Origin of the sequence: Mesorhizobium sp. IMUNJ 23232 (assembly GCF_044326205.1) — a bacterium.
Classification (GTDB): Bacteria; Pseudomonadota; Alphaproteobacteria; order Rhizobiales; family Rhizobiaceae; genus Kumtagia.
This window is the reverse complement of sequence record NZ_JBIRCY010000016.1, coordinates 38,703-65,558: the sequence shown is the minus strand read 5'-3', so window position 1 is coordinate 65,558 and position 26,856 is coordinate 38,703. Positions and strand designations below refer to the sequence as shown.

General features: G+C 64.4%; 27 protein-coding genes and 1 riboswitch. Of the genes, 11 read left to right on the top strand and 16 right to left on the bottom strand.

Features of this window, described 5'->3' with window-relative positions; genetic code table 11:
• Positions 1–44 precede the first annotated feature (44 nt).
• Positions 45–833, top strand: a complete 789-nt coding sequence (locus ACH196_RS14185) for a DUF1194 domain-containing protein (RefSeq protein ID WP_396647550.1) — start codon at positions 45–47, stop codon at positions 831–833.
• A gap of 93 nt (positions 834–926) precedes the next feature.
• Here ACH196_RS14185 and ACH196_RS14180 read toward each other — a convergent pair whose 3' ends face one another.
• The 8 genes from ACH196_RS14180 to ACH196_RS14145 all read right to left on the bottom strand — a co-directional run bounded on the left by ACH196_RS14180 (position 927) and on the right by ACH196_RS14145 (position 10,746).
• Complete coding sequence (locus ACH196_RS14180) at positions 927–3,353, bottom strand: EAL domain-containing protein (RefSeq protein ID WP_396647549.1); 2,427 nt, start codon at positions 3,351–3,353, stop codon at positions 927–929.
• A gap of 237 nt (positions 3,354–3,590) precedes the next feature.
• A complete protein-coding gene (locus ACH196_RS14175) occupies positions 3,591–4,367 on the bottom strand; it encodes an esterase family protein (RefSeq protein ID WP_396647548.1) in 777 nt (258 codons plus the stop codon).
• 3 nt (positions 4,368–4,370) lie between these two features.
• Positions 4,371–5,537 (bottom strand): acetyl-CoA carboxylase biotin carboxylase subunit family protein, encoded by a 1,167-nt coding sequence (locus ACH196_RS14170; RefSeq protein WP_396647547.1) that lies wholly within the window; start codon positions 5,535–5,537, stop codon positions 4,371–4,373.
• A gap of 77 nt (positions 5,538–5,614) precedes the next feature.
• Positions 5,615–5,908 carry a hypothetical protein gene (locus ACH196_RS14165; protein ID WP_396647546.1) on the bottom strand — a complete coding sequence of 98 codons (294 nt, stop codon included), beginning with the start codon at positions 5,906–5,908 and terminating at the stop codon, positions 5,615–5,617.
• A 151-nt stretch (positions 5,909–6,059) separates the two neighbouring features.
• Positions 6,060–7,001, bottom strand: coding sequence for a homoserine O-succinyltransferase (metA, locus tag ACH196_RS14160; protein WP_396647545.1), 942 nt, complete (start codon positions 6,999–7,001; stop codon positions 6,060–6,062).
• A gap of 54 nt (positions 7,002–7,055) precedes the next feature.
• Positions 7,056–7,133, bottom strand: a riboswitch (SAM riboswitch).
• A gap of 73 nt (positions 7,134–7,206) precedes the next feature.
• Entirely contained in the window at positions 7,207–9,039 is a 1,833-nt protein-coding gene (locus tag ACH196_RS14155; RefSeq protein WP_396647544.1) for a calcium-binding protein, read from the bottom strand.
• Between the two features lie 315 nt (positions 9,040–9,354).
• Positions 9,355–9,825, bottom strand: coding sequence for a globin domain-containing protein (locus tag ACH196_RS14150; protein WP_396647543.1), 471 nt, complete (start codon positions 9,823–9,825; stop codon positions 9,355–9,357).
• 36 nt (positions 9,826–9,861) lie between these two features.
• Positions 9,862–10,746: a LysR family transcriptional regulator gene (locus ACH196_RS14145; RefSeq protein ID WP_396647542.1), complete on the bottom strand. Its 885-nt coding sequence runs from the start codon at positions 10,744–10,746 to the stop codon at positions 9,862–9,864.
• A 184-nt stretch (positions 10,747–10,930) separates the two neighbouring features.
• Between ACH196_RS14145 and ACH196_RS14140 the strand changes: the two genes are divergently transcribed.
• The 3 genes from ACH196_RS14140 (at position 10,931) to ACH196_RS14130 (ending at position 14,126) form a co-directional block, all read left to right on the top strand.
• On the top strand, positions 10,931–11,371 hold the full coding sequence (locus ACH196_RS14140; protein WP_396647541.1) for a globin domain-containing protein: 441 nt from the start codon (positions 10,931–10,933) through the stop codon (positions 11,369–11,371).
• A gap of 710 nt (positions 11,372–12,081) precedes the next feature.
• Complete coding sequence (gene hisC, locus ACH196_RS14135; protein WP_396647540.1) at positions 12,082–13,188, top strand: histidinol-phosphate transaminase; 1,107 nt, start codon at positions 12,082–12,084, stop codon at positions 13,186–13,188.
• An 8-nt stretch (positions 13,189–13,196) separates the two neighbouring features.
• Positions 13,197–14,126, top strand: coding sequence for a prephenate/arogenate dehydrogenase family protein (locus tag ACH196_RS14130; RefSeq protein ID WP_396647539.1), 930 nt, complete (start codon positions 13,197–13,199; stop codon positions 14,124–14,126).
• A gap of 1 nt (position 14,127) precedes the next feature.
• Here the strand turns inward: ACH196_RS14130 and ACH196_RS14125 are convergent, their stop codons facing one another.
• Positions 14,128–15,117, bottom strand: coding sequence for a DUF2125 domain-containing protein (locus ACH196_RS14125; RefSeq protein ID WP_396647538.1), 990 nt, complete (start codon positions 15,115–15,117; stop codon positions 14,128–14,130).
• A gap of 118 nt (positions 15,118–15,235) precedes the next feature.
• Here ACH196_RS14125 and ACH196_RS14120 point away from each other — a divergent pair, with 118 nt between their 5' ends.
• The 3 genes from ACH196_RS14120 (at position 15,236) to ACH196_RS14110 (ending at position 17,444) form a co-directional block, all read left to right on the top strand.
• Positions 15,236–15,757 (top strand): gamma-glutamylcyclotransferase, encoded by a 522-nt coding sequence (locus ACH196_RS14120; protein WP_396647537.1) that lies wholly within the window; start codon positions 15,236–15,238, stop codon positions 15,755–15,757.
• A gap of 37 nt (positions 15,758–15,794) precedes the next feature.
• Positions 15,795–16,379 (top strand): demethoxyubiquinone hydroxylase family protein, encoded by a 585-nt coding sequence (locus ACH196_RS14115; protein WP_396647536.1) that lies wholly within the window; start codon positions 15,795–15,797, stop codon positions 16,377–16,379.
• Positions 16,380–16,496: 117 nt separating this feature from the next.
• Positions 16,497–17,444 (top strand): aldo/keto reductase, encoded by a 948-nt coding sequence (locus ACH196_RS14110; RefSeq protein WP_396647535.1) that lies wholly within the window; start codon positions 16,497–16,499, stop codon positions 17,442–17,444.
• Between the two features lie 33 nt (positions 17,445–17,477).
• On the opposite strand, the gene ACH196_RS14105 is transcribed toward ACH196_RS14110, so the two are convergent.
• The 4 genes from ACH196_RS14105 to ftsE form a co-directional block, all read right to left on the bottom strand.
• Positions 17,478–18,272, bottom strand: a complete 795-nt coding sequence (locus ACH196_RS14105; RefSeq protein WP_396647534.1) for a lysophospholipid acyltransferase family protein — start codon at positions 18,270–18,272, stop codon at positions 17,478–17,480.
• Positions 18,273–18,388: 116 nt separating this feature from the next.
• Entirely contained in the window at positions 18,389–19,102 is a 714-nt protein-coding gene (locus ACH196_RS14100; RefSeq protein ID WP_396647618.1) for a YdcF family protein, read from the bottom strand.
• Between the two features lie 67 nt (positions 19,103–19,169).
• Positions 19,170–20,156: a cell division protein FtsX gene (locus ACH196_RS14095; protein WP_396647533.1), complete on the bottom strand. Its 987-nt coding sequence runs from the start codon at positions 20,154–20,156 to the stop codon at positions 19,170–19,172.
• A complete protein-coding gene (gene ftsE / locus ACH196_RS14090) occupies positions 20,149–20,808 on the bottom strand; it encodes a cell division ATP-binding protein FtsE (RefSeq protein WP_396647532.1) in 660 nt (219 codons plus the stop codon). The genes ACH196_RS14095 and ftsE overlap by 8 nt, the downstream gene beginning before the upstream one ends.
• Positions 20,809–20,966: 158 nt before the next feature.
• On the opposite strand from ftsE, the gene ACH196_RS14085 reads away from it, so the two are divergent.
• Positions 20,967–21,590, top strand: coding sequence for a hypothetical protein (locus tag ACH196_RS14085; protein WP_396647531.1), 624 nt, complete (start codon positions 20,967–20,969; stop codon positions 21,588–21,590).
• Positions 21,591–21,599: 9 nt separating this feature from the next.
• Positions 21,600–22,145: a hypoxanthine phosphoribosyltransferase gene (gene hpt / locus ACH196_RS14080; protein WP_396647530.1), complete on the top strand. Its 546-nt coding sequence runs from the start codon at positions 21,600–21,602 to the stop codon at positions 22,143–22,145.
• Here the strand turns inward: hpt and ACH196_RS14075 are convergent.
• The gene (locus ACH196_RS14075; protein ID WP_396647529.1) at positions 22,142–23,035 is read right to left on the bottom strand and encodes a lipid kinase; all 894 of its coding nucleotides are present in this window, start codon (positions 23,033–23,035) and stop codon (positions 22,142–22,144) included. The two genes, hpt and ACH196_RS14075, sit on opposite strands and share 4 nt — an antisense overlap.
• Before the next feature lie 252 nt (positions 23,036–23,287).
• Between ACH196_RS14075 and ACH196_RS14070 the strand changes: the two genes are divergently transcribed.
• Positions 23,288–24,148 carry a LysR family transcriptional regulator gene (locus ACH196_RS14070; protein WP_396647528.1) on the top strand — a complete coding sequence of 287 codons (861 nt, stop codon included), beginning with the start codon at positions 23,288–23,290 and terminating at the stop codon, positions 24,146–24,148.
• Between the two features lie 44 nt (positions 24,149–24,192).
• On the opposite strand, the gene ACH196_RS14065 is transcribed toward ACH196_RS14070, so the two are convergent.
• Positions 24,193–24,636 carry an SRPBCC domain-containing protein gene (locus tag ACH196_RS14065; protein WP_396647527.1) on the bottom strand — a complete coding sequence of 148 codons (444 nt, stop codon included), beginning with the start codon at positions 24,634–24,636 and terminating at the stop codon, positions 24,193–24,195.
• A 310-nt stretch (positions 24,637–24,946) separates the two neighbouring features.
• Between ACH196_RS14065 and ACH196_RS14060 the strand changes: the two genes are divergently transcribed.
• Entirely contained in the window at positions 24,947–26,038 is a 1,092-nt protein-coding gene (locus tag ACH196_RS14060) for an adenylate/guanylate cyclase domain-containing protein (protein WP_396647526.1), read from the top strand.
• Here the strand turns inward: ACH196_RS14060 and ACH196_RS14055 are convergent, their stop codons facing one another.
• Positions 26,039–26,782 (bottom strand): class I SAM-dependent methyltransferase, encoded by a 744-nt coding sequence (locus ACH196_RS14055; RefSeq protein ID WP_396647525.1) that lies wholly within the window; start codon positions 26,780–26,782, stop codon positions 26,039–26,041.
• Positions 26,783–26,856 lie beyond the last annotated feature (74 nt).

Here is a 26,856-nt window from a genome sequence, read left to right as displayed (position 1 = left end):
CATGTTTCTGGTCTCGGCTGCGGCATCTCTATGGGGATCGGCCCATGCTGTCCTTGCTCGGCGTGCTGCTCTGTCTCGGCTGCGACGTGCGGCCTGCGGCGGCAGTCATGCCGGTCGACGTCGAACTGGTGCTGGCGGTCGACGTATCGCGCTCGATGGACACCGAGGAGTTTTCGCTGCAGCGGGCAGGCTATGTCGAGGCGATCCGCCATCCCGACTTCATCGCCGCCGTGCGGGCCGGGCTCAACGGCCGCATCGCCATCACCTATTTCGAATGGGCGGGCACGGTGCGCGCCGAATCGCTGGTTCCGTGGCAGGTGATCGACGGACCGGAAAGCGCGCGGGCCTTCGCCGCCCTGCTCGCGACGCGACCCTTCGGCGGCTACACGGGCACGTCGATCTCCGGCGCGCTGGATTTTGGAAATGGGCTGTTCGACAACAATTCGGTGGACGGGTCTCGCCGCGTCATCGACGTGTCCGGCGACGGGCCGAACAATATCGGGCTGCCGGTCACCGGCGCGCGCGACCGCGCTGTCTCTGCGGGCATCGTCGTCAACGGCCTGCCGATCGTCATCCGGCCGTCGCCGACCTTCCCCGACATTGACCGCTACTACGCCGAATGCGTCATCGGCGGGCCGGGCTCGTTCATGCTGCCGATCCGCTCGGCGCAAGAATTCGCCACGGCGATCCGCCGCAAGCTGATCCTCGAAGTCAGCGGAGCGTCGCCGCCGGCAACCATCATCCCCGCCACGGACGGGCCGGTCGACTGCCTGAAGGGCGAGCGTGACCGGAGGTTTTATTCCGATCCGTATTTTCCGGAGCTGGATCGGTAGAAACGTGCACCGGGAATTGTTTGCCGTGCCCCCTCGGCGCGGCGAAACGGCCGGTGGGACTGGTGCTTGCCTCATCCCGAAGCGTGTCGCGCTTCAGGCCACCCGCCGCCGGGAGATGTCATGTCCCCCCTTCAGCACAGTTGCGGCGTCGAAAGGGATGGGCCGGGCGATGGCATAGCCCTGCACGAAATCGACGCCAATGTCGCGCAGCGCCTCGACGATGGCGTCGGTCTCGGCGAATTCCGCGATGGTCCGCTTGCCCATCACCTTGCCGATGTGGCTGATCATCTGGACCATGGCCCGGTCGATCGGATCGTCCAGCATGTCCTTGACGAAGCCGCCATCGATCTTGAGGTAGTCGACCGGAAGGTGCTTCAGATAGGCGAAGGACGACATGCCGGCGCCGAAATCGTCGAGTGCGAAACGGCAGCCGAGGCCGCGCAGCGCGTCCATGAAGCGGATGGCGCTCGCCATGTCGGCGATCGCCGCCGTCTCTGTGATCTCGAAGCAGATCAGATCCGGCGCGATGCCGTGGGCGGTGAATTCGTCGCGCACGAAGCCGACGAAGCTCTCGTCGTTGAAGGTCGCGCCGGAAAGGTTGATGGCGCAAGCGGCGACCTGCATCGATACGAGCTGCCCGGCCCGCTCGGCAAGCGTCGCGAAGGTTCTGCGGACCACCCAGCGGTCGATCTGCGGCATCAGCCCGTAGCGTTCAGCAGCCGGGATGAAGCTGTTCGGCGGCACGAGCCGGCCTTCCTCGTCGCGCAGGCGCAGCAGCACTTCGATATGCGCGCCATCCCGCCCATAGGCGCCAACCGCCGCGATCTCTTGGGCAAACAGACAGAAACGGTCCTCCTCGAGAGCCGCCCGCAGCCGGCGGACCCAGTCCATTTCGCCGAAGCGCGCCTGCACCTCCGTGTCGCTGGGGCGATGCACCTGGACGCGGTTGCGGCCCTTCTCCTTGGCCATGTAGCAGGCGATGTCGGCGGAACGCAGCGTCTCTTCCAGCGAGGTTCCGGGATCGGCGACGTGCACCAGCCCGATGCTGGCGCTGGTCGAGAAGCGCCGCCCGTTCCACAGGAAATCCAGTTCCTCGACGCCCCGGCGCAGCCGTTCGGCGATGGCTTGCGCCTCATCCGGGCCGCAGTCGACGAGCACGATGCCGAACTCGTCGCCGCCCAGCCGGGCAAGAATGTCGCTGGCGCGGATATGGCGCCTCAGGCAAGCCGAAATCTCGCGCAGCAACTCATCGCCCGCCGCATGGCCGCAGGTGTCGTTGACAACCTTGAACTGGTCGAGGTCGAGATAGATCAGCGAATGCCCGTAGCCCTCCGGCGCGAGGCGGCCAAGTTCATTTTCCAGCCGCGTCTCGAAATCGCGACGGTTGGAAAGATCGGTCAGCGAGTCGTGTGACGCCTGCCAGGACAGCCGGTCGATGAATTCGCGTTCGCGTGTCATGTCGTGGAAGACGATGACCGCGCCGGCCGGGCGCCCATCCACCTGCAGCGGACGGCCGGCGAGGGAGACGGTCACCGACGTTCCGTCGGGACGTCGCAGGCGGCACGGGCCGCTGTCCGTCTCCGCCGCTCTGCCGGAGACGATGCCGTCTACCAGCGCCATGCAATCCTTGCCGGTTGCCTCGTCGGCGATACCGAACAGCAGCGACAGCGGCGCGCCCGCCACCTCGGCCGACCGCCGACCGATCAGCCGCTCGGCGGCCGCGTTCATGTAGTCGACCAGGCCGCAATTGTTGGTGCAGATAACCGCCTGGCCGATGGACGCCAGCGTGATGCGGGCGCGTTCGCGCTCGGCATTCAGCGCCCGTTCTGCTGCCTGCCGTTGCGAGAGCAGCTTGTCGGTGCGCCAGAACGCAAGCAGGATGAGCAGCGCGGCGGTCACGACGTTGGCGGCGATCAGCAGGTTCTTGATGAAGCGCGACCCTTCGCCCAGGCTTGCCGAGAAAGCTTCGGCCAACGGGGCAAGCTGCCGGTTCAAGCGGAATATCTCGGTCTTCCACGCGGCGATCGCCGCGGGCGTGGCCCCTCCGCGGGCGACCGTCGCGCGAATTTCGTTGCCCAGCCGCTCGAGCTCGAGGATGATTTCGTCGCCGGCCTTCCAGTGCCGGACGGCCTCCCTGAGGTAGCTGACCTCGCCGAAATGATGCAGCAACCAGACCATGCCGCCCACGTCATCCGGATGGTTGCCACCGGCGACGAAGGCGCGCTTCGCCGCCTCGAAGTCAGGTTCCGGCAGCTCCAACGCGAGGCGCCCTTGGCGGTCGGCCAACGGTACGGCAAGCGCTTCCTGATAGGCTTGGAAGTAGCTGTCGTTCCTGGTCTCGGCGTAGAGGCCGAGGAAGTGGATGGCGTTCTTCTGGCCCTTCGACCAGTGGCTTTCGCCGCCGACATAGGCGCGCACGGCTGACAGCGTGTAGATGCTGAAGCCGGCGATGGCGGTCTGGATCAGGACAACGACGATGAAAGGCCAGATGAGGCCCAGCAGGCTCGGCGCCCGGCGCATCCGGCGGGGTTTCGTCGGTTTCGGTGTCGAGGGTTCCCGCATCGCGCCGGTTCTGTTGTAGGCGGAATGCTAGTCTATCCGACCTGGAATGTATTGCCTTAACTACCGTGCATGAGGCACGGTTTGGTTGCCGTTTATGCTAACAATCGGTGAATGCCGGCCGAAGTCGGATTTTGGTGGGCTAGGCGCCGACCACCGCTCGCATGACGGCATGGGCGCGCGAAACGTGCGGCAGCTTCATCCGCGCGGAGCCCGGACATCATCGTCGAGCCAATGGCCGACGAAATACTGCAACTGGCGATGCCACCACGGCCAGTCATGGCTGACGTCGGTTCCCCAATAGTCCACCCAGGCCGGAATGTCCTTTTCGCGCAGGATTTGTTCAAGCTCGCGGGTCTCCGCCAGCATGCGCTCCTCCCAGGCGCCCTGGCCGCAGCAGAAGACCAGCCGGCAGTCGCGCAGCCGGGCGAGTGCGGTAGGATCGCTCAGCCCGGGCAGGTAATCGAGCGGCGAGTTGTAGTAGATGCCGCCGTCTAGCGCCGTTCCGAAGAAATCGCGGGTCGAATAGACGCCGGAGAGCGCGATTACGCCGGAGACCATCTCCGGATAGTGGAACACGAAATTCGAGGCGTGGAAGGCGCCCATCGAGCAGCCGGCCATGATCGGCCTCAACTGCTTTCCCGCATTCGAGGTTTTTGCTTCCTCGGTGATCTGCGGAAAGACCTCCTCGCGGACGTAGCGGAAATATTCGTCGTGGCGGCCGATGCGCGCCTGGAGATCGGGTTCGGTCGAGAAAAACGTCTCCCAGTCGATTCCGTCCAGCGTCCACAACTGGATGCGGCCCGCCTCGATGAACTCCGACAGGGCGTTGACCGCGCCGGAATCCTCGAACTGGAAGAAGCGTCCCTTCGATGTCGGGAACACCACCATCGGCCGGCCGGCATGGCCGTAGCGCTTGTGCTCCATCGGCCGGTCAAGAAAGCGGCTGTCGATGCTATGGTAGGAAATGCGCATCGCTTACGCCTCTTCCGCGTGAATGAAGTCGATCGCCTGGCGGACCTCGGCAAGATCCTTCGAGCGGAACTGGTAGGCGTAGTTTCCCATGGCGCGGCTGAACACGTCCTCTATGGCGTTGTGGCGGACGATCTTGCCGCCGAGCGCGGCTAGCACGGCCTGATGGTCGTGGCGATAGCGGATGTGGTTCTTGCGGCTGGCATAGGCGGTGAAATATTTGCCCTCGAAAGGTCCGCGGTTGCGGTCGTTGACCACCATCTCCGCCCATTCCGCATAAACGTCGATGTCGTAGGCAAAGTTGATGGCGTCGGTCATCCAGGCGCCTGGCGGGCGCATGTTGACTTCCAGTGCGATGGCGCGACCATCCCGAGTCTGGAAAAGCTCCAGGTGGAAAAAACGCTCGCGCACATCGAAGGCCTTCAGGATCTTTCGCCCTGCCGCCTCGATCGCCGGGTCGATCGAGGGATAGCAGATATAGCTCAGGTGCCGGTCCTTGTTGACCACGTCCATGACGCTGTGGTCGTAGCGGGTGCTGGCCGCCAGCACCACCTCGCCGTCGCGGTTGGCCAGCCCGTCATAGGTGACGACAAGCCCGTCGATGAACTGCTCCATGACGAAGGTGACGTCCTCCGGCCGGTCGCGGAAGAAGGCGTCGAGCTCTTTTGCGTTGGAGATCTTGAAGGTGTTGCTGGCGCCGGACCCCGAGTCCGGCTTGACGACCACCGGATAGCCGACGCGGCGGATGAAGGTCAGCGCGCCGGCGCGGTCGGAGCACTTTCGTTGCGGGATGGTGTCGACGCCGCTCTTGCGGAAGAAGGCCCGCATGCGCGACTTCTTCTTCAAATTCTTCACGAAATCGAGCTTGGTTCCGTAGATGTTGAAGTCGGTGCGGATGCCGGCTTCCAGCTCCAGCCAGTGCTCGTTGAGCGATTCAAAACGGTCGATGCGGCCCCATTTGTGGATGAAATGGCCCATGGCGCGCAGCGTCAGGTCGTAGTTCTCCATGTCAGCGACACGGTAGTATTCCGACAGGGCCCCGCAAAGCATCGGATCGAGACTGTCATAGGGTGCGTCGCCGATGCCGAGCACCGTTGCGCCGGCCTTCTTCAACCGGTCGCAGAAATCCGCCCCCGTCGACGGGAAATGCGGGGAGAAGAAGACGAAATTCATGCGACGCCCTCCACGTGCCGCGCAAGGGGCGCGGCAAACCGAGTGTCGTGTATTTTTGGGCGGCGCGGAAGGGGCGGTTATTGCCCCTTGATGACCTTCCAAAGTGGCGTGCCGGCCCTGTGCGCGTCCATGAAATCCTTGCCCGTGATCCGGCCCTGCTGCACGCCGGCTAGGACCCGCTTGCAGAACAGTTCTGGCACCTTGTCCCTGCTGACGCGCATGAGCTGCGAAAGTTCAGTCAGCGATTCGCTGCGCCAACCGGCCACCCGCTTACTACACCACGGGATGTATTCTGCCGCCGTCTTCGGCGTCTGCATGCAGCCCGACAGAGCGGCGACCGCGGCGACCGCAATTATTGCGATTCGTTTCAAGACCATGTCCCCCGACATTTCGCGTCAAAGTAGCGAATTGCCGATCAGACGCAAGCGTGCAGCGAATGAAATTCGAGGCAAAGGTACCGCCCGCGCAACAACGTCGCTTGCCTGCCAGCAAAGTTCGCGGCGTGGCCCGTCCGGCGGGCGGCTACTGTATGACAGACTCCGCGCTGGCCCTGCCGATCTCCTCCAGTTCGTAAGGCGTGGTCTGATAGACTTGGTTGATCCAGTTGCCGAACAGAAGATGCGCGTGCGAGCGCCAGCGGTTGAGCGGCGGGCGTGCCGGATCGTCGTCAGGATAGTAGTCGTGCGGCACCTCGATGGGCGTGCCGGCGGCCACGTCGCGGTCGTATTCTTCCTTCAGCGAAGTGGAATCATATTCGATGTGGTTGAAGATATAGAGACGGTTGGCGGTCCTTTCCGAAAGCAGGCAGGGCCCGGTCTCATCCGATTCCATCAGCAGTTCGAGCCCCGAACCAACGGGAATGTCGGCCGCCCGCACCTCCGTCCAGCGCGAGACAGGAATAGCGAAATCGTCGGAGAAACCGGCGAGATAAGGCGAGGCCGGCGCATTGTTGCCGTGGCGGAACACGCCGAACGCCTTCTTGTCTAGTGTGTGCTTGGGAACGCCATGAAAGTGCCAGGCCGCCGCCATCGCCCCCCAGCAGATGAAGAAGGAGGAATGGGCGTTGGTCGTCGTCCAGTCGAGGATGCGCGTCAGCTCGTCCCAATAGTCGACCTGCTCGAATTCCAGCAGCTCGATCGGCGCGCCGGTGATGATGAAGCCGTCGAATTTTCGGTCCGCCACCTCCTCCCAGGTCTGGTAGAAGGAAATCAGGTGGTCCTCGGGTGTGTTCTTGGCCTTGTGGTTGCCGACGCGCACCAGGGTCAGCTCGACCTGCAGCGGCGTGGCGCCGAGCAGGCGGGCGAACTGCGTCTCGGTGCGGATCTTGTTGGGCATCAGGTTGAGCAGCCCGATCTGCATAGGGCGGATGTCCTGGCGCATAGCCGTGCGCTCGTCCATCACCGAGACGCCCTCGCGCACCAGCACGTCGCGGGCGGGAAGCTGGTTGGGGATCCTGATCGGCATGGCGCTGCCTCCAAAACAAAAAACCGGCCGCGAAAGTCGCGCCCGGTCCAAACGGCTTATTTGCCGACGGCCCTTTAGCGACTTTTTTAACGTGGCTGCAAGCCGACCGGCCAAATCACCACGGAAGTTCGACGGCTGACATACTGCCGGCAGTCAAGGGCGTCAATGGGGAGCCGCCGCCACGAATGGCGGCGGCTCGTTGCCGTCAGAATTCGATCCAGTCCGGCGAGCCACCATTGAGCAGCGACGGGTTGAACAAAGTGCCGTCGGCAATGGCATGGTTGAACGCCGCCACGTTACCGTTGCCGACGATCTTGGCGAAGGCCTGCCAGCCGTCGTCTGTCATGGCGAGCAGCGCCACCGAATTGTCCATCTCCACCGCGAGCACCCGGCCGACATAACTTTCTCCGATCTCCGGCTCGTCGGCGAGAAAATCGTTGAATCGGATCATGTCTTCGCCAAGCACGAAATCGCGGATGGAATCGGTACCGGTGTCGCCACCGGAGAAGGCGAACTGGTCAGCGTCGTTGCCCCCGAACAGGATGTCCGTCCCGGCGCCGCCGCGAACATAGTCCTCGCCGTCGCCGCCGGAGAGCGTGTCGTTGCCGCCCTCGCCCTTCAGCAAATCGTCACCGTTGCCGCCCAGAACGCTGTCGTTGCCCAGGCCGCCCAGCACCGTGTCATTGCCGTTCCCGGCAAGCACGGCATCGTTGCCGGCTTTCGCGTTGACCCAGTCCGAGCCATTGCCGGAGTCGATGACGTTCGCCGCGGCGCTGGCGCTGATCAAGTCATTGCCTGAGCCGGTGCGGAAATTCTCGAAGCCGGCAATATTGTCGGTGAAGCCCGACTGCACCGCCGTGCCCATGCTGGCGCGGCCGATGTCGATCACCACGCGCGCGAAGCCTTCCCACACGGCCGTGTCGACGCCGTCGCCGCCCCTGAGGGTGTCGCTGTTGGCGCCGCCGACAACGGTGTCGTTGCCGTTGCCGCCGTTGATCACGTCGAGACCGGCGCTGCCGTAGAGGAAGTCGTTGCCATTGTCGCCCCTGAGGTCGTCTCGTTCGGCGCCGCCGACGATCCTATCATTGCCGTTGCCGCCATAGATCACGTCGAGGCCGGTGCCGCCGTAAAGCTCGTCGTTACCGTCGCCGCCAAGCATCTTGTCATGCCCTTCGTCGCCACGGATCTCGTCGTTGCCGGCGAGGCCGTTGAGCGTGTCGTCCCCGGTTCCGCCATGCAGTTCGTCGGCGGACGCGCCGCCCACCAGGACATCGACGCCGGCGTCGCCGAAAGCGAGGCCGCTGCCTTCGATCAGCAGCGTGTCGTTGCCCTCGCCTCCCAACAGCACGTTGTGGCCGGTGCCGCCGTACAGGAAGTCGTTGCCGTCCTGGCCGTAGAGCCTGTCGTCGCCGGAACCGCCTTCGACGGTGTCGTTGTGGGCGCCGCCAAAGGCGTAGTCGTTGCCGCTGTCGCCCTTGATGGTGTCGCTGCCGGACTCGCCGTAGAGCCTGTCGTTGTGGCTGCCGCCGAAGAGCTTGTCATTGCCGCCCTCGCCGTGGATTACGTCTTCGCCGTTGCCGCCGATAAGCGTGTTGGCGCCGTTGCTGCCGCGGATCACGTCGCTGAAGGCGGTGCCGATGGCGTTCTCGATGCTGTAAAGATGGTCGTCACCGAAGATTGTCTGTCCGGACAATCCTTTCCACTTGGCGACGCCATAGCCCCCCGGAACGGAAAGATCGATGTCGATCGCTCCGGTGTAGTGCTCGTAGGCGATCGTATCGGTACCGGAGCCGCCAAACATGTGGGCGTTGCCATCCACGCCGTTGTTCAGCCGGTAGAGTCCGGGCCGATCGCGGATGATCACGTCGTTGCCTTCCCGGGCCTCATAGATGCCGTCCCAGAATATCTGGACGGTCCCCGACGACCCCGCATCCCATTCGGTGTGCTCCCAATCCGCAACCGCCGCGTGGGTGAGAATTGCCGTGTCGTGGCCCTTCGTGCCTAGTATCGACCTGTATTCATTGTTGTTGTCGCTCATGTCATTTCTCCTCATTGCTCGGGCCGACCTCTCGGGCCTGGACCGTCGCGGTGGCGTTTCGCGCCCCGGAAAATTTCGGCGCGCAGGGTTTCGCCCGCGATTCGCTCGAACCGCGGAGCGTTTCACCGACCCAAATGGATTGATTAAGATTATTCGGTGCGGAGTGTCGGAAGGCCCGCAGCCGGTCGGGGGCGAGAGATAGCCCTATCGGCGAATCCTGCGAACCCGCAGAACTGCATCGTCTTCATGCGGATTTTCCGGAAAGGTCCCGCCGGCAGGCAGAAATACCGCTGCGAGAAGGACCCGGCGATGCCGCTACTGCGCGGCTTCCAGCACCGGCTCGTCGAGGTCGGCCAGGTTCTCGACCTCGATCCCGTAGGCGGCCTTCACCATTGATCGGGCGATCTCGTCATAGGCCTTGCGCCAGGCCGTCTCCATCTCGGGCGTGAAATATTCGTCGCCCAGAACCTCGGCCAGGATGCTCAGCACCGCCTTGCCGACTTGCGGATAGTGCGCCGGTTTCACGCCATAGGCGACGTGCCGCCGCGCCAGGTCGCGGCTCATCGAATCCTCATTCTCCAGTTCATGGATGCGCGCTACCACCGCGCCGAAGGCGAACAGTGTCTTTTCGGTCTGGCCGACGATGTCGTCCGAGAACAATGGCCGTGTATCGGGTGCGATCGCAAAGAGACGCGGATAAAAAAGCGCGGCCGCAAGCTCCTTGCGCTCCTGCATCAGCCGCAATCCAAGATGAAGCTGATCGACCTCGTCGTCCGACAGTGCCATTTGGGTGCCCCGACCCCGCGATATTGAAGACAAATACTACAGTTTGTCGGGTTCCTGCGCAATCTCGGGGTTTCCGAAGGTCTGCACGAAGATTTCACGCAGCCAGCGGGTCACCGCCTGCACGCGCTGGGTCTGCACGGTGTCCGGGTGCAGATGGAGGTCCAGTATGCGCACCAGCTCCGGAGGACCGGCTTCGAGCCGCACGAGGCTCGGATGCGTCGCCGCGAGGCACATGGGCAGCAGGCCCTTGCCCACGCCGGCGGCGATGGCCGTCATCAGCACGCGGTTGTCGCCCGAAGTGAGCCGTATCTTGTCGCCCCTGCGGCGAACCCGCTCCAGTGCTTGCAAATGCGCGAGTTTTGGCGAGTCCTCGTCACTGAAGGTGACCCAGGGCAGCCGCTCCGGATCGTGGTCGCGGCCGCGATAGAATGCATAGGGCACCTCGCCCAGCTTGACCGCGAATTCGAAGTCGCGCGGCGGCTGCTCGAACCAAAGCTGCATGGTCGGATCGGCGCGGGCGGCGGCGCGTGGATGATAGGGGATTAATCGCAGGTCAAGCCGCGGATGGCTCTCGAGCAATCGCATCGCTGGCGCGCCGGCCAGTCGTTCCAGCGTCCACGGGTTGCCGACCAGGCGCACGGCGCCCACCGGGCCGTCTGGCCCGCGCGAAAGATCCTCGGCCATGCGGATCATGCGCCGCTCGATCTCGGCGGCGCGGTTGATGACGATCTCGCCGCTCTCGGTGGCGGTCAGGCCGCCCTTGGAGCGCAGGAACAGGATGGTGCCGAGGCCCGCCTCGATAGAACCTAGCCGCCGGCTGCAGGTCGACTGGTCCATGCCCAGCGTTTCCGCCGCAAGCGTCAACGAGCCCGAGCGCGCCACCGCCAGCACCACTTTCAGATCGTCCCAGTTCGCCTCCATCGGCCGCCCCCGACTGCCATGCGCAACAATGCATCGCCGCGCGCGCTTCGCAAAGCCCGATTGGCGTGTGGCATGCCGAGAGCGCGCGCTCAACTCGTTCCTGGGCGGCGGCTTGGCAGGGAAGCGGGATTGCGCCATGCTGTGCCCGGAGGCCGGTCGCCAGCAGGCCGGAGAGGGCAGGCTCATGCAGTTAAACGCCGAGGAGCAGGCGCTGATCGTCGGCAGCTTTCGCGCGCTGGCGGTGGATTCGCCCGCCGCCGCGGCCTGCTTCTATCGGCACCTGTTCCGCATCCAGCCTGAGACGCAACATCTCTTCGTGGAAACCTCTGCCCGGCAGGGCGCGAAGCTGGCGCAGACGCTGCAGGTGATCGTCGGCCAGATCGGCAATTGGGGGCTGCTGCGGACGACTGTCGGCGACCTCGCCGTCCGGCACCTCGCCTATGGAGTCCGCGCCGAGCATTACGATGCCGTCGGCGAAGCCTTGCTGGCGATGCTTGCCGAACGGCTTGGCCCGCTGTGGACGGACGAGATGCGATGTGTGTGGGACAAGGCCTATGACGGGATCAAGGCGGAGATGATCGCCTGCGCCTATATCGCCGAGGAAGCCGAACCCACCGAATTATAGCCGGGCGCTCCGCCGAGAATTCCGTTCTCTTTGCGACATTTTCGATGTCGCAGTGATGGAGATGTTTGCCTGTTTTCGACCCCGCGCGAGAGGTGGTGAAAAATATTCACGCGCTGTTTCAATGACTTGTCGCCTGCTCACAAAAATAGTCGCCCCGCGTCCGTCCCCCTACCTTTCCGTCTCTTGCATAATCACCCTCAGTTTCTCCCGCGGGAACGCCGATCATGACGGTGTGAAGGCGGGGAGAAACCGGCGCCTCCGGTGCGGGAAGACGTAGCCCGCGCCCGGGGAGGCCGCGTCCGAAGGTTCCTCCCCCGACACTACGGTCGGGGCGCACTGGACGAGTGCTTAAGACCGGGCCAGCCGAGGCGAAAATGCCGGAGCCGGAGCAAGGCGAAGCGGAACGGGACGAGGCCAAAAATCGCCGGACGGGCGGCCGCAAGGTCGCACTTATACCTAGATGAGCGACCCTGCGGCCGCCCGTCTTCCCACCTTTCAATGGCCAGGGCCGAAAGGCAGCGTGGCGACGATGGAGGCTGCATGCAGGGGACGGTTACCTTTTATCGACCGAAAGGCTCCGCGCCGAACGGGCTGGCGCGAGGGGATAAAGCAAACTGTCCCAGGGCGCATTTCCTCACCCCTCGACATATCAGCCGCCCGCCTGTATTCCGCCTGCGGCCTCGCCCGACGCTCCCAGCCGGATGACAAGCATGACCGCCGACCAGAACCGCCCGCAGCCGAAACCCGGCATTCTAGACATCGAAGCCTATGTGCCGGGAAAAAGCGCCGCGCCTGCCGGCGTCACCAAGGTGCATAAACTCTCCTCCAACGAGAACCCGCTCGGCGCCTCGCCGACGGCGATCGCGGCGGTGAAAAAGGCTGCGGAAAAACTCGAATTCTATCCGGACGGTTCGGCGGCAAGATTGCGCGAGGCGATCGGCGCCGCGCACGGGCTCAACCCGGCCAACATCGTCTGCTCCAACGGCTCCGACGAGGTGATCGGGCTGCTGGCGCAGACTTACCTGTCGCCGGGCGACGAGGGGATTTTCACCGAGCACGGGTTTTTGGTCTACAAGATTTACATCCAGGCGGCCGGCGCCGTACCGGTCGTGGCCAAGGAGACCGCCGAAACAGCCAATGTCGACGCGATCCTGGCGCTGGTGACGCCGCGCACGAAAATCGTGTTCCTCGCCAATCCCAACAATCCGACCGGCACCTACATCCCCTTTGACGAGGTCAAGCGACTGCATGCCGGGCTGCCGAAAAACGTGCTGCTGGTGGTCGACGCCGCCTATGCCGAATATGTGCGCCGCAATGACTACGAATCCGGCATCGAGCTGGTGTCGGCCTTCGAGAATGTGGTGATGACGCGCACCTTCTCGAAGATCCACGGGCTGGGCGGCGCGCGCATCGGCTGGGCCTATTGCCCCGCGCATATCGCCGACGCTTTGAACCGCGTGCGAGGTCCGTTCAACGTCAATGCGGCGGCGATCGAGGCTGGCGTCGCGGCGATGGGCGACCGCCAGCATGTCGAGCGCACGGTGGCGCACAATGCGCATTGGCTGGAATGGCTGACCATCGAGTTGGCGAAGCTTGGTCTCCGAGTGACGCCCAGCGTCGGCAATTTCGTGCTGATCCATTTCCCGGAGGACGCAAAGCATTCGGCGCCGGCGGCCGACGATTATCTCTCGGCGCGCGGCTATATCTTGCGCCGCGTTGCCGGCTATGGCTTTCCCAACGCGCTGCGCATGACCGTCGGCACCGAGGAGGCCAATCGCGGCGTGGTCGCCTCGCTCGCGGAATTCCTGAGGAATTGAGCGGGACCATGCCGCTCTTCGACAAAATCGCGCTGGTGGGCATCGGCCTGATTGGCTCGTCGCTGGCGCGTGTCATCAGGCGCGAGGAGCTGGCCGGCCATATCGCCGTGGCGACGCGCAGCGCCGCCACGCTGAAGCGCGCGCGAGAACTCGGCCTGGGCGACAGCTATTTCACCGATTTGGGCGAAGCGGTCACCGATGCCGATCTCGTCATCGTCTCGGTGCCGGTGGGGTCCTCCGGCGCGGTGGCCGAGGAAATCGCACCGCACCTGAAGCCGGGCGCCATCGTCACCGATGTCGGCTCGACGAAACGCTCGGTGATCGCCCAGATGCAGCCGCGTATCCCGGCCGGCGTGCATTTCATCCCCGGCCATCCGCTGGCCGGCACGGAGAAGTCGGGTCCGGACGCGGGGTTTGCCGACCTGTTCGAGAACCGCTGGTGCATTTTCACACCGCTGCCCGGCACCGATCCGGCGGCGCTGGAAAAGCTCTCGGAATTCTGGCGGCGCTGCGGCTCCAACATCGACACGATGGATGCCGACCATCACGACATGGTGCTGGCGATCGTCTCGCACCTGCCGCACATCATCGCCTACAACATCGTCGGAACCGCCGACGACCTGGAGACGGTGACCAAGTCCGAGGTGATCAAATACGCCGCCTCGGGTTTTCGCGACTTTACCCGCCTCGCCGCCTCCGACCCCACCATGTGGCGCGATGTCTGCCTGCACAACAAGGACGCCATCCTCGAAATGCTGGCGCGCTTTTCCGAGGATCTTGCGCTGCTGCAGCGCGCCATCCGCTGGGGCGAAGGCGAAAAACTGTTCGACATCTTCACCCGCACCCGCGGCGTGCGGCGCTCGATCATCGAGGCGGGACAGGAGGTCGACGTGCCCGACTTCGGCCGCCAGGCGGTCGAGCACCCGGAGAAGGGATAGCTTAGTCCACCGGCGGGATGCCGCCGAGCGGGATAAAACCCAGCGTGGCCTTGCCCTTGGTGATCCTCAGCGGCAGCGACGGCTTGCTGCCGAGGAAGGCGAGGCCGGCGAAACCCTGCTTGATCTTGCTCTCCTGCTCCGGAAACACCTGCGCCAGCGATATCGCGAGCGCTTTCGGATCGCTGATCGAGACCTTGAAGTCGGCGTCAATCAACCCGTCCTGGTCGATGGAATACGGGCCGGAGAGGATCAGCGCGCCTTTCTCGCCAAGCTGCAGCGTCAGCTTGCGCACGATGCCCGACTGGCCTCGCAAATTGCGGGCGCGGTTCTCGGCAAGCAGCTTCAGCCCGTCCTTGACCGAGAGGTCTGCCTCGCCCGTCAACGGCGGCACGGTGCGGTCACCGATCACCGAGGGATCGAAGACCAGCCCGCCGAAGCTGGAGGCCAGGTCGACATCGGCCTCGTTCGGCCGCATATGCGCCTCGAAATTCTCGGCCGAAACCAGTTGCGGCCTGCCATTGGCGCCGACCCTGAGCTGCGTGCCCTCCAGCGAAACGCGTTCCGGCAGGGTCTGGGTCAGGCGCGTGCTGGCGCGCAGCGTCTGCCAATCGAAGGCAATCTGCCCGCCGTCCGGCACGGTGACGGTGGCGGGGCTGTCCAGTTCGGCCACCAGCCGCATTGGATCGTAAATCTGCCCGGCGGAACGGAAGGCGCCTGCCGCGACGCTCACCGCCTGAGCCGGTTGCTCGAAGGCGACGCGGTCGCAATAGACGCCGATGCGGAACGGATAGCCGCGTATGGTGAGGTTGGCGCATTCGGCCTTGAGCCCGCGCTCCTCCATTTTCGCGAGCGCGGTGCGGGTCTGGCTTTCGATTCTACCGGCCAGCCAGAACCAGCCGGTTGTGTAGGCGGCAATCACGATGACGATGAAGACGCCGAGCCAGATGATCCGGCGTCCGAAGCGCCCGTTGGCGCGGGATGGGTCGTGCATCATGCCTTCCGGTCGGGTTTGGCAGCCGCCAGCCGCTTCACAATTTCCCCGGACGAACGGATTCGTCTAGGACTGCAGCGACGGGCGACTCCTCTTAGCAGAGACTTGGCTAGGCGATATGGGCGATTTTTGGGTTTTCGGCTACGGCTCGTTAATATGGAGACCCGGTTTTGCCCATACGGAGACGGAAAGGGCGCGGCTGCATGGCTATCGTCGCTCGCTTTGTGTGCATTCGCATGTGCATCGCGGCACGCCGCAGCGGCCGGGCCTGGTGCTCGGGCTCGATCGCGGCGGTTCCTGCGTCGGGCTGGCGTTCCGCGTTCCCGAGGAGTTGCGCGACGAGGTGATGAGTTATTTGCGCGAACGCGAACTGGTGACCAACGTTTATCTGGAGCGCACAGTGCCTGTTCGGCTGGACGGCGGCGGCTTGGTGCAGGCGGTATGCTACATCGTCGACCGCACGCATCTGCAATATGCGGGGAGCCTCGAAGAGGCGGAAGCGGCGGCGATCGTGCGCGGTGCAGTCGGCCAGTCCGGCCGCAACGAGGATTATGTGTTCAGCACCGTCGAGCATCTGGCCGCGTTGGGCATCCGCGACCATTGGATGGAGGGCGTCGCGCGGCGGATCAAAGACCTGTAGGCTCGGCAGATTGAAGGATATTGGCTGGGAGGGCCTGATGTTGATGCCTGCCGGCCGAGACCGGACAACCATCCAAAGGATCGTCAAGGTCAACCATGCCGGTGAGACCGGCGCGATCAAGATCTATGCAGCCCAGATCACGGTCGCCCGAAGGCTGTTTCCGCATATCGTGCCCGTGCTCGAAAAGATGCGGCTGGACGAGATCAATCACTGCGTGCTGTTCAAGGATGCCATGCCGGCGAGAGGCGCGCGGCCGTGCCGTGTGATGTCGCTTTGGAGCCTCGGCGGTTATGTGCTCGGAGCCATCACGGCCTTGATGGGCGAACGCGTAGTGTGGATTTGCACCGAGGCAGTCGAGAGCACGGTGCATCACCATCTGCTCGACCAGTTGGCGTTCCTGCAATCGCGTGACCCTGACCTCCATGGGCTGATCGCATCGATCCAGGAAGAGGAACTGGACCATCTCAGAACCGCACAGGACGCCCAGGAATCCAAAGGCTGGCTGCATTTCGCAGGCATCTTCATAATCGGCTCCGTGACATCGCTGATGATCTGGCTTTCGACGTGGGGCGACACCAGCCGGATGACGCGCGAACTCGTCGATGCCGCGAAGAAGCACTGACGCAGTTGGACCAGCCGAAACGAAAAACCGGCCAGCCCTTTGACCTTGGCACCGCCGGGTCTAGTTTCTGCCGCGCCGGGGCGCACCCGCCCTGATCCCATTCACGGAGCAATGATCGTGCAGAAACGCAAACTCGGCAGTACCGCCCTCGACTTCGCGCCGCTGGTACTTGGCGGCAATGTCTTCGGCTGGACGGCCGATGAAAAGACCTCCTTTGACATCCTCGACCGGTTCATCGACGGCGGGCTGAATGCGATCGACACCGCTGATTCCTATTCGACCTGGGTGCCGGGCAATTCCGGTGGGGAATCCGAGACGATCATCGGCAAATGGATGAAGAGCCGGGGCAACCGCGACAAGGTCGTGCTCATCACCAAAGTCGGTTCCGACATGGGGCAAGGCAAGAAAGACCTTTCCGCCGCCTATATCGAACGGGCGATCGAGGCGTCGCTGAAGCGGTTGCAGACAGATGTGGTCGATCTCTATTTCTCGCACTGGCCGGATCCGACTGTTCCCTACGAGGAGACGCTCGGCGCTTATGAAAAACTGCTTAAAAAGGGCAAGGTTTGTCACGTCGGCGCGTCGAACCTCGACGCTGGACAGCTTGCCGACGCGCTGAAGATATCCAGGGACAAGGGATTGCCGCGCTACGAGGTGCTGCAGCCGGAATACAACCTCTACGACCGCTCCTCCTATGACGGAAAACTGCGCGACCTCTGCATGAAGGAGGGGCTGGGTGTGATCACCTATTTCAGCCTCGCCAAGGGATTCCTCAGCGGCAAATACCGCAGCGAGGCCGATCTCGGCAAAAGCGCGCGCGGGGGTGGGGTGAAATCCTATCTGGACGCGCGCGGCATGCGTATCCTGGCAGCGCTCGATGCGGTGTCGGCCAAGCATTCGGCGACCCAGGCGGAAGTGGCGCTGGCCTGGATCATCGCGCGGCCGGGCGTGACGGCGCCGATCGCCAGCGCAACCAATGCGGAACAGGTGAACAGCCTGATCAAGGCGGCGTCGCTGCAATTGACTGCCGCCGACCTCGAGGAACTCGACAAAGCCAGTGCGTAGGGGAAGTTTCGCGGAGAAGGCTGCTGCCCGGCGCTATTGCGCCTGTCCGGCAGCCTTCAGTTCCGCCAGCCGCTTGACGGCCGTCGGCGGCAGCGGCGGGTGGCCGGGCGTACTCGCGGCGTCGACCAGCAACGCATCGCACCCGGCTTCGGTCTCGCGGATCAACCGCTGCATGAATTCCTCGCGTTCCAGGCCGGCCGGGATCGGTGGCAGGAATTTTGCCTTGATCGTGCCGGGATAACGCATGAATTTTCGCCGCGGCCAATAGAGCCCGGCAACGTGCGCGACCGGTACGACGGGCAGCTTGAGCTGCGAATAGAGCTCGACGATACCGTATTTGTAGGCCGGCTCGTCGCCAGGCGCGCGGCGGGTGCCTTCGGGATAGATAATCAACTGGCGGTCGTCGGCCATCTCGCGTTTTGTGTCCGCCACCACTTTCTTCAACGCCTTGGCGCGGCTGCCGCGGTTTACCGGGATCAGCCGCATCTTCAGGATGTACCAGCCGAAAAAGGGTATCCAGGTAAGCTCGCGCTTCAATATGTAGAGCGGGTCACGCAGGTGGGGAATGAAGGCGATCGCATCCCAGAAGGACTGGTGTTTTGGCGCGAGGATGAAGGAGCCTTCAGGCAGGTTCTCCTGGCCGGTGATTTCGTTCTTCGTGCCGCCCAGCTTGTCGTGCAGCCAGAGTTCCGAACGCGCCCAGACTTTCGGAACGAACCAGGCCTTCTTGCGCGGCATCAGGAAGAACAGCGGCGCCCAAAGGATCATCTGGACGATGAGGTTCAGGTAGAAGGCGGCATTGAACAGCAGCGACCGGAAGACGAGCATGGCGAGGCGGGGTTCCTGACGAAATCGCGCGGAAAGGCTCCGCCCGCCGTTCGTACATCAGGGGCGCGGCGATGCACAACGCCGTTGCAGCATTGCTTCGACTCTCCCGCCGAGGCTCAGGGCGTAGCCGCGTCCGGCTTGCGGATCGTCGCGGTGTAGCGCGGTTCGTCGTCCGCCATCACCTCGCCGGAAGGCATGACGCTGCGGGCCAGGGCGGCGACGTATTTGGTGTATTCGGTGAAGATCACGCGCAGAGCCTCCGGCTTGGTCAGCCAGCCGCCATCGTCCAGCCTCGTGTTGACCACGGGATAGGGCTGCAGATCTGTATTCGACACCAGCCTGTTCATCTCCAGCAGGCTGCGCGGCATGTGATAATTATTGGTGACGAGGATCACGCTGCCATAGTCGTGGCTCTGCACCCATTTGGCGCTCTCTTCGGCATTGCCGATCGTGTCGAGAGCAGCGGTGTCGATGTCGACGCAGCAGGAGAACAGATCCTTGTCGCCGCCTGTTGCGGCACGCAGCGATTCGCGGCTGGCGACAGGATTGACGCCGCTGATCAGCAGGCGCTTGCCCTTGCCGGTCTTCAAGAGGTCGAGCGCGGCGTCGAGGCGGGCCTGCCCGCCGGTGAGCACGATGATGGCGTCGGCCGGCTCCACATCGTCTGGCGTTGTCAGTTCGCTGACATAGGTGCCGAAAAGGCCGAAGCCGCCGGCGAACAGTCCGCCTGCCGCAATCATGCCGAACGCCGAAATGCGCAGGACCGCCAGAAGGCGCTGCCGCCTTGCCCGGCCAGCCTCCGCCGAATCGCTCGAAATCGTTTCCAGCATCGACAATCGATACCTCCGAATCACCTGCTTTGGTAGCGCCTGCTTGGCGCGCCGGCTAGCGGCTTCCTCACCCGTCCGGCGGACGGAACTCCAGATCGTTGAGATAGGCGATAACGGTGAAATGCGACGTCGCCGCGGTCAGCGCGCCGATGACGAGCACGATCGCCGCGACGCCGGCATAACCGGTTGCGCCGATAGCGAAGTTGCCGAACAGCGCCGCCGCCTGGTCGGCTTGGGGCGTGGCGAGATTGCGCGACGACCAAAAGGAGAAGGCGACGAAGACGAGGACGGCGGCCGCCCCGCCGGCCGCCGCGCCCTTCATGCCGGTCAGGAGGAAATGGCGTCGGAACTCGCTGGCGATGAATTTTGCCTCGGCGCCGACGAAATGCAGCACCTCGATGATGTGTCCATTGCCGGCCATGGCTCCGCGCGTGGCGAAGACGACGGTGAGCACCGTCGCAGACAGCATCAGCACGAGCACGGCGATGCCGAGCGTCACCGTGGTGCGCGCCATGGTGACCAGCCGGTCGACCCAGGTGCGGTGGTCGTCGAGCGACAGGCCGGGCACCTTGTCGGTCAGCGCGGTCCGCAATCCGGCGAAGTCGGGCGGACTGTTCTGGTCGATGGTGATGACCACGAGGCGCGGCACCGGCAACTCGTCGATGTTCAGCCCGGAGCCTAGCCACGGCTCCAGCAGGCGTGCGGTTGCCGCGCGGTCGACGATGCGCGCGCCCTTCACACCCGGGAACTCCCCGGCGGTGGCCGCGGCGTCGGCGAGCGCCGCCTCCATGTCGAGCCCGTCGGATGGCTTGATCTGGATCGTCGCCTCGCGGGCGATCTGGTTCTGCCAGACGGCGGCGGTGTCGCGCACCAGCGAGACCGCGCCGAGCGTCAGGCAGGATAGGAAGGTCATGATAGCGATGACGAGGATCAGCGCGTTGCCGGCGACATTGCGGGCCGGCACGATCGGCGCGGTGCGGCGCTGGGCGCGCTCGCGCTGCACTTCCGCGGCCGCGGGCGCCTGCACGGAAATCTCGGCCGGCATCTCAATCATAGATGTCGAGCCTTCCGTTGGACAGGATCATGCGGCGCGCGTCGACCTGTTCCATCAGGCCAAGATCGTGTGTGGCGATGACCACTGCGGTTCCCAGCCGGTTGAGCTCGATGAACAGGCGCAGCAGGCGGCGCGCCAGCGGCGGATCGACATTGCCTGTCGGCTCGTCGGCGAGCAGGATTTCCGGCTGTTCGATGAGCGCGCGGGCGATCGCAGCGCGCTGTTTCTCGCCGCCCGACAGGATCGGCGGCAGCACATGCATGCGCTCCCCTAGCCCGACCCATTTGAGCAGTTCCGAGACGTCTGCGCGGTAGCTGGATTCTTCGCGCCCGCGTACGCGCAACGGCAGCGCGACGTTCTCATAGGTGGTCATGTGGTCGAGCAGGCGGAAATCCTGGAACACCACGCCGATGCGGCGACGCATCATCGGCAGTTCCTGCGGAGATATACGCGAGCGGTCCTTGCCAAATATGTTGATCAGGCCGCGCGTCGGCTTCAGCGACATGAACAGCAGGCGCAGCAGCGTTGTCTTGCCGGCGCCGGAAGGGCCGCTCAGGAACTGGAAGGAACTCGGCGGAATCTGGAACGAGATGTCCCGGAGAATCTCCGGGCCCATTCCGTAGCGGAGGCCGACATTCTCAAAGCGGATCAAAGCTCGACTCTAATTTCCAGGGCTCCATCACGAGCCGTTTTGCGCGAATCGACCATCTGCCCGCATGGTTAACCGCCGGTTAAGAATAGGGCGGTGAAATAGCGTTGACCAAATGCGTTCGCCGGAAAGCCGCAGACGCGAAGGAGATATCGACCATCATGGCCGCGACCAGCACCGCACGCCCGGTTTCCGGCGAAATCATGACCGGGCCGGCATCACGCCGTGCCACCGGTGACTTCGGGGCGACCGATGTCGTGGACGCCGACTTCGAGATCGTCGGCGACCGGCAGCCCATGGTGCCGTCGCAGTCGTTTCGGCCCCGCGCCGAGGCCGGCATGGATTTCCTCGCGGCGAAGCCCGCTCCGGCTCGGCCCGGCCTGTTCGCCAGGCGCGGCGGCGTGTTTTTCTGGGCGGGCGGTGTCGCGATGGCCTGCGTGTCCTTCTGGGTGTCGGGCGGCTATGCGCTGGTGCTGCCGCAGGGTGGCCTTTCGGCAGGCGACGGCGGCCCGGCCTTTACGCTGTCGGACATCTCTTCCCGCGTCGACGCATCGGGGCCGCGGCCCGTTCTGTTCGTCGACGGCCAGGCCGGTAATGACGGTGCGGTCGGGGCGGCGATGCCCGGCCTCGAAATCCGCGTAGCCAGCCTCGACGGGGCGATCACGCGCTACAAGCTGGGGACATCTTCGCGACGACTCGGCCCCGGCGAGCGTTTTGCCTTTTCCAGCCGGCTCGACGTGCCTAGAAACGGGGTGAAGTCCGTATCCGTCACCTTCGCCGAGTAGGAAGCGCCAATGCCGGTCGTCCGCAACAAGGAGATCGAAGTGCTGTTCAGCGCCTCGGCGATTGCCAGGCGCAATCTGGAACTCGCCGAGGAAATAGCGGGACGCGACTATCACGACCTGCTGGTCATCTCGATCCTGAAGGGTTCCTTCGTCTTCGCCGCCGACCTGATCCGCGCCATGCACGATGTCGGTCTGTCGCCGGAGGTCGAGTTCATCTTCATCTCTAGCTACGGCAGCGGCACCACCAGCGGCGAGGTGCGCGTGCTGCGCGACATCGACAACGAGGTCAGGGATCGCGACGTCCTTTTGATCGACGACATCCTCGAATCCGGCAAGACGTTGCGCTACACCCGCGAACTCATGCTGTCGCGCGGCGCCAAAAGCTGCTCGATCGCCGTGCTGCTCGACAAGCGCATGCGTCGCCAGACGACGCTCAACGCAGACTATGTCGGTTTCGACTGCCCGGATTATTTCGTCGTCGGCTACGGCATGGACGTGGCGCATGCCTTTCGGGAGTTGCCGTTTGTCGGGGTGGTCAAGGGTGACGCTTCCTAAACCTGCGGCGGCGCAAACACCCGGATCGCCTTCGGCCTGATGCGGAAATGTGCCGGCGTGTAGGTCGAAAGCTCGCCATCCGTATTGACCGGACGCGGCTTCCTGGTTCGTATCGTGACCTCGGTGGTCTGGAAAGCGCGGACGTCGTCCCATTGTCCTTGCGTGCCCTTGCGCAGTGCCGGCAGCAACCTCAGCAGGCGCCACCAGTGGTCGACCTCCAGGCTGTAGAGGTCGAGCTTGCCGTCTTCAGCCGTCGCGGTCGCTTCCACCGTCATGCCGCCGCCATAGTAGCGGCCGTTGCCGACGGACACCTGCATGGTGTGGATGTGCTCGGTGGTCCCGTCATGGTCGATATGGGCCGTGAACAGCCGCGAACGCAGCAGGATGCGGGCCGCGACGATGGCGTAGCCGAAGACGCCCCAGCGTTTCTTGGCATGCTGGGTCAGTTCGGCCGCAAGTTCGGCGCTGAAGCCGATGCTGGCGACGTTGAAGAACAGATGGCCGTTGACGTCGCCAAGGTCGATGTCGCGCAGATGCCCGGCGGCGATGATTTCGGCCGCCCTCTGCAGATCTACCGGAATGGAAACGGTGCGGGCGAAATCGTTGGCGGTGCCGAGCGGCAGCACGCCGAGCGGCAGGCCGGTCTCGACCAGCGCGGGCGCCGCGGCATTCAGCGTGCCGTCGCCGCCGCCGACAATGACGAGGTCGCAGCTTTTGGCCTCGGCGCGGATCACGTCGTCGATCTTGTGTTGTTCTCCGGCCTTGACCTCGCGCACGTCCAGGCCGGCGGTTTCGAGCAGCCTGACCGCGGCGGCAATCGAGCCGGTTCCGCGCCGGGCGCGCGGGTTGACGACCAGCAGTGCCCGCCTTCCGGTTTGTATTTTCCGCAAATTGCTTTCCGCCCGGCTGACCGTTTCCATGCAATGCAGGTAGGGATTAGGCACGACAATGGGAAGACGACGCAAGGCCGGAGAAAAAAGAACCCGCCACCAGAGGGTAGCGGGCCGAGTGAGGACCGTGCCGGACAGACCGACTCCTGTCCCGAAGTTTGCCAAGCTACCGTACCAGCCGAAATTGACATACAGCAAACGAATAGGGATTATGCCTGTCATCAGAACTTCTGATGACGCGGGGAGGACTTCGTGAATCTCGACAGCGAACTGCTGCGAGCCTTCGTGGCGGTCGCGGAGACGGGCAACGTCACCCGCGCTGCCGAGCGGATGGGACGTACCCAGTCCGCAGTCTCCATGCAGATCCGGAAGCTGGAGGACCTCGTCGGCGATCCGTTGTTCAAGCGCGGCTCGCGCGGCGTATCGCTGACACGCAAGGGCGAGGGGCTCATCGCCAATGCGCGCCGCATTGTCGCGCTTCTCGAAGAGACCGCAGCTTCGCTGAAGTCGGCGCCGCTCGACGGCCCGGTGCGGATCGGCATACCGGAAGAATATGGCGTGACGATCCTGGCGCAGGCGCTTTCCGAGTTTTCCAAGCAGCACCCGCGCGTCGAGATCACGGTGCGCTTCGCGAGGACCAGTTCCCAGGTGGCTGCGCTGAATGCCGGAGAGCTCGATCTCGCAGTGGTGTTCGAGTGGGAAGATTTCTCCGACAGCGAAATCCTGATGGCGGACCCGACGGTGTGGGCGACATCCGCGCGGCACTTGCGCCACGAGGAACGGCCGTTGCCGATCGCCATCTATCCTAGTTCCGGCTGGTGCCGTGACTATGCGCTGAAGTCGCTGGAGCGGCGCGGCATAGACTATCGCGTTGCCTATATGAGCGACACCAGCGGCGGCCTGCGTCTGGCCGCCACCTCGGGCCTTGCCGTGGCGCCGATCTCGCGCAGCAACATCCCGGCCGGCTGCCGGGAACTGATGGTTGCGGAGGGGTTCGGCGCGATCGACGCTGCCCGCGTGGTGCTGCGCCGCAACCCCGGAGCGACGGGTGCTGCCGTCATCGGAATGGCCGAGGCGATCAGCGAGGCGTTCCGGACCCGTCCGGAGGGATAGGCAGGCGACCGCGGTTGAAACAGGCCAACCGGCTTCATCGCCCATCACATGTCGCGCGGCCGGTCCGGTCCCGGATCGCCGCCGGCCGCTGCCACCTCCAGCCTGCCGAGGTAATGGGCCCAGCCCTTCTCGTGGTTGGCGCATTCCCTGGCGTCGGGCAGGCCGCTATGGGTCATGCGTAACAGCGTGCCGCCTTCCCTGTCGAGCAGGTCGATTTCGATCAGGCTCGATCCCGGCGGCACGGTGTCGTTGCCTTCCCAGCCGAAACTGTAGGCGAGGCGATGGACCGGAATGACCTCGGTGAACTCGCCGCGGGCGATGTCCTTGCCCGTCACGTTGAGCAGATAGATGCCGCCGGGGTGCGGCTCGATATTCGCCTCCGTGCCCATCCAGCGCAGGATCTTTTCCCGGTTCGTCAGGAAAGCGAAGACAGTCGCGGGCGGGGCCGCGATCTGGACTTCCCGTCGAACCAGCAGCGCTTCAGCCATCGATAGACTCCTTCACCACGCGCCACGACGATCTCCTCCCGCAGCGACGGTCTGACACCCTAACAAACCTGTCCCTTCGCGCAAGGAACCTGCTCTCGCGGTTCAAATCTCCTGACAGACACCGGCCATAGCCGTGTGGCCGCTTGCATGGCATGATCACGCGGACTTGCGATTGGCTGCGATGCAGTGAAAATCCGCCGACGAGGCGAGCAAAGAGGAAGACATGCGACCTATGGTCGACGACGAACGGCGACGAGACGGTGGAATTGCGAACGGCATAGCCTATCGTCGGTCGGTCGCCGCGCCCTGAATGGAACTCCCTTCCACCCTGGCCTGGCTGGTCGACGAAGCGAGCACCACCCCCGGCGCAGAGCATTTCGTGACGGCGCTGGGCGAAAAGCTCATTGCCGACGGCCTGCCGATCGCCGGCGCCGCGCTGACGCAGGCCGCACCACATCCGATCATCGCCCGGCGGACCTGGCTGTGGCGGGCTGACACCGGCGAGGTCATCGAGGCGCTGGGGTTTGGGTCCCTGGGCTTGGCTGGGCTCGAGCCGGCCAGCGTCGGCCGCGACTGGCTCGCCAGGCTCGGCGCCGGGATCGTGCAGGAGAATGCCGCCGGCCCACCGGACGGTCCAACCTCGGACGGCGCACTGCTGGGCTGGGCGGCTTCGCGGCCCCTGACGGAGGCCGAAACCGGATTCCTGGAACAGGTGGCGCGCTTTGCCGCTGCGCCGCTCGGCGTGCTTGCCGCGCGCTCGACGCTGGCCGCGCTGCTCGAAACCTACCTTGGCAGGCGCAGTGCGAGGCAGGTGCTGGCCGGAAGGTTGCGGCGCGACACGGGCGAGACCATCCGGGCGGTTCTGCTCTATGCCGATATGCGCGGCTTCACCGAACTGTCGGAGGCGGCGACGCCGAAATCCGTGGTTGCCGCGCTGGATGCCTGGTTCGACCGTATCGCCGGCGCCGTTCACGCCTTCGACGGCGAAGTGCTGAAATTCATCGGCGACGGCGTTCTGGCGATCTTCCCGGTCGGCGAACGTCCGGCTTCCGCGGCCTGCGATGCCGCGCTGCGGGCCGTCGCCGCGGCGCGCGCCGGCATGGCCTACCACGACCGGGAGCGAGCTAATCAAGGCCTGCCGCCCTTGCCCTTCGGCACCGCCCTGCATCTCGGCGAGATGCTGTGGGGCAACATTGGCACCGCCGACCGGTTGGATTTCACCGCGATCGGCCCGGCCGTGAATCTGGTGAGCCGGCTGGAGGGTCTGTGCAAACCCCTTGGCCGCGCCGTGCTCGCCTCGGGCGCGTTCGCGGCGGAGGCGACGACGGAGATGATCCCTCTCGGCGAACATATGTTGCGTGGCATCGCAAGCCCCTGCGCGGTTTTCGCCCTGCCGGGGTGATCAAAGCGTTGCGGCCGGAAGTGCTTCAGGTTTCCTCCCCGCGACAGCCGTGGCGCAGCCGAAGAACAGCCGCCTGTACTTGACCTCCAATCCTTCCGCCAGCAGCATCTCCGCAAAGGCGGACGCGTCGCCGAAATTGGTGCTGTAGGTGCCGATCATCGCGAAATCCTGCGCACCGCGCAGAAGGACCCGCTCGATGGTCGGCAGGACGATCTTCAGGTGGAACAGATAGAGCGGCCGCAGCCACCAGCCTTTCGGATCGGACGCCTCGATCATCGAAAACACGCCGCCCGGCTTGAGGCAACGCGCGATCAGCGCCGCCAGCCGCCGGTGCTGGTCGCGGTTGAAGGTCTTCAATCCAAAGGTCGAGACTACGAAGTCGGCGCTCGCATCCGGCAGGTCGCTCGCCAGCACATCGTCTTCGATGAAGGCGATCCTGTGGGCGCGGTGTGCATGCAAGCGTTCGATGGCGCGCTGGTGCATTCCCGACGATATGTCGACGGCAGTGATCGCGCCGACATCGGGAAAGCGCTTCAAGAGATGCGGCCAGACCTCTCCGGTCCCCGCCATCAGGTCGTAACCCCTCGCTCCAGCGGTGATCGGGTCTGGCAACATGCCGACGCACTGCGCTCGCCAGCGCTCGGTAAAACCGAACGAGCAGATCAGGCTGAAGGCGATGTATTTGCCGGAACATCGGTCGAAGACACCCTTGACGAACTGCGCATCGTAGATGTCTTCGCTCATCGCCGTCCCGCCATCAAAACCCGTCCGATCTTACGCATATCCAAGCCAGCCCTGCTAACTCCTTATGGAACGGC

Excerpts from the sequence above, each read along its gene's own strand:
- ACH196_RS14185 (WP_396647550.1), top strand. The coding sequence starts at position 45 with ATGCTGTCCTTGCTCGGCGTGCTGCTCTGTCTCGGCTGCGACGTGCGG.
- ACH196_RS14180 (WP_396647549.1), bottom strand. The coding sequence starts at position 3,353 with ATGCGCCGGGCGCCGAGCCTGCTGGGCCTCATCTGGCCTTTCATCGTC.
- ACH196_RS14175 (WP_396647548.1), bottom strand. The coding sequence starts at position 4,367 with ATGCGCATTTCCTACCATAGCATCGACAGCCGCTTTCTTGACCGGCCG.
- ACH196_RS14170 (WP_396647547.1), bottom strand. The coding sequence starts at position 5,537 with ATGAATTTCGTCTTCTTCTCCCCGCATTTCCCGTCGACGGGGGCGGAT.
- metA (WP_396647545.1), bottom strand. The coding sequence starts at position 7,001 with ATGCCGATCAGGATCCCCAACCAGCTTCCCGCCCGCGACGTGCTGGTG.
- ACH196_RS14155 (WP_396647544.1), bottom strand. The coding sequence starts at position 9,039 with ATGAGCGACAACAACAATGAATACAGGTCGATACTAGGCACGAAGGGC.
- ACH196_RS14150 (WP_396647543.1), bottom strand. The coding sequence starts at position 9,825 with ATGGCACTGTCGGACGACGAGGTCGATCAGCTTCATCTTGGATTGCGG.
- ACH196_RS14145 (WP_396647542.1), bottom strand. The coding sequence starts at position 10,746 with ATGGAGGCGAACTGGGACGATCTGAAAGTGGTGCTGGCGGTGGCGCGC.
- ACH196_RS14140 (WP_396647541.1), top strand. The coding sequence starts at position 10,931 with ATGCAGTTAAACGCCGAGGAGCAGGCGCTGATCGTCGGCAGCTTTCGC.
- hisC (WP_396647540.1), top strand. The coding sequence starts at position 12,082 with ATGACCGCCGACCAGAACCGCCCGCAGCCGAAACCCGGCATTCTAGAC.
- ACH196_RS14130 (WP_396647539.1), top strand. The coding sequence starts at position 13,197 with ATGCCGCTCTTCGACAAAATCGCGCTGGTGGGCATCGGCCTGATTGGC.
- ACH196_RS14125 (WP_396647538.1), bottom strand. The coding sequence starts at position 15,117 with ATGCACGACCCATCCCGCGCCAACGGGCGCTTCGGACGCCGGATCATC.
- ACH196_RS14120 (WP_396647537.1), top strand. The coding sequence starts at position 15,236 with ATGGGCGATTTTTGGGTTTTCGGCTACGGCTCGTTAATATGGAGACCC.
- ACH196_RS14115 (WP_396647536.1), top strand. The coding sequence starts at position 15,795 with ATGTTGATGCCTGCCGGCCGAGACCGGACAACCATCCAAAGGATCGTC.
- ACH196_RS14105 (WP_396647534.1), bottom strand. The coding sequence starts at position 18,272 with ATGCTCGTCTTCCGGTCGCTGCTGTTCAATGCCGCCTTCTACCTGAAC.
- ACH196_RS14100 (WP_396647618.1), bottom strand. The coding sequence starts at position 19,102 with ATGCTGGAAACGATTTCGAGCGATTCGGCGGAGGCTGGCCGGGCAAGG.
- ACH196_RS14095 (WP_396647533.1), bottom strand. The coding sequence starts at position 20,156 with ATGATTGAGATGCCGGCCGAGATTTCCGTGCAGGCGCCCGCGGCCGCG.
- ACH196_RS14085 (WP_396647531.1), top strand. The coding sequence starts at position 20,967 with ATGGCCGCGACCAGCACCGCACGCCCGGTTTCCGGCGAAATCATGACC.
- hpt (WP_396647530.1), top strand. The coding sequence starts at position 21,600 with ATGCCGGTCGTCCGCAACAAGGAGATCGAAGTGCTGTTCAGCGCCTCG.
- ACH196_RS14065 (WP_396647527.1), bottom strand. The coding sequence starts at position 24,636 with ATGGCTGAAGCGCTGCTGGTTCGACGGGAAGTCCAGATCGCGGCCCCG.
- ACH196_RS14060 (WP_396647526.1), top strand. The coding sequence starts at position 24,947 with ATGGAACTCCCTTCCACCCTGGCCTGGCTGGTCGACGAAGCGAGCACC.
- ACH196_RS14055 (WP_396647525.1), bottom strand. The coding sequence starts at position 26,782 with ATGAGCGAAGACATCTACGATGCGCAGTTCGTCAAGGGTGTCTTCGAC.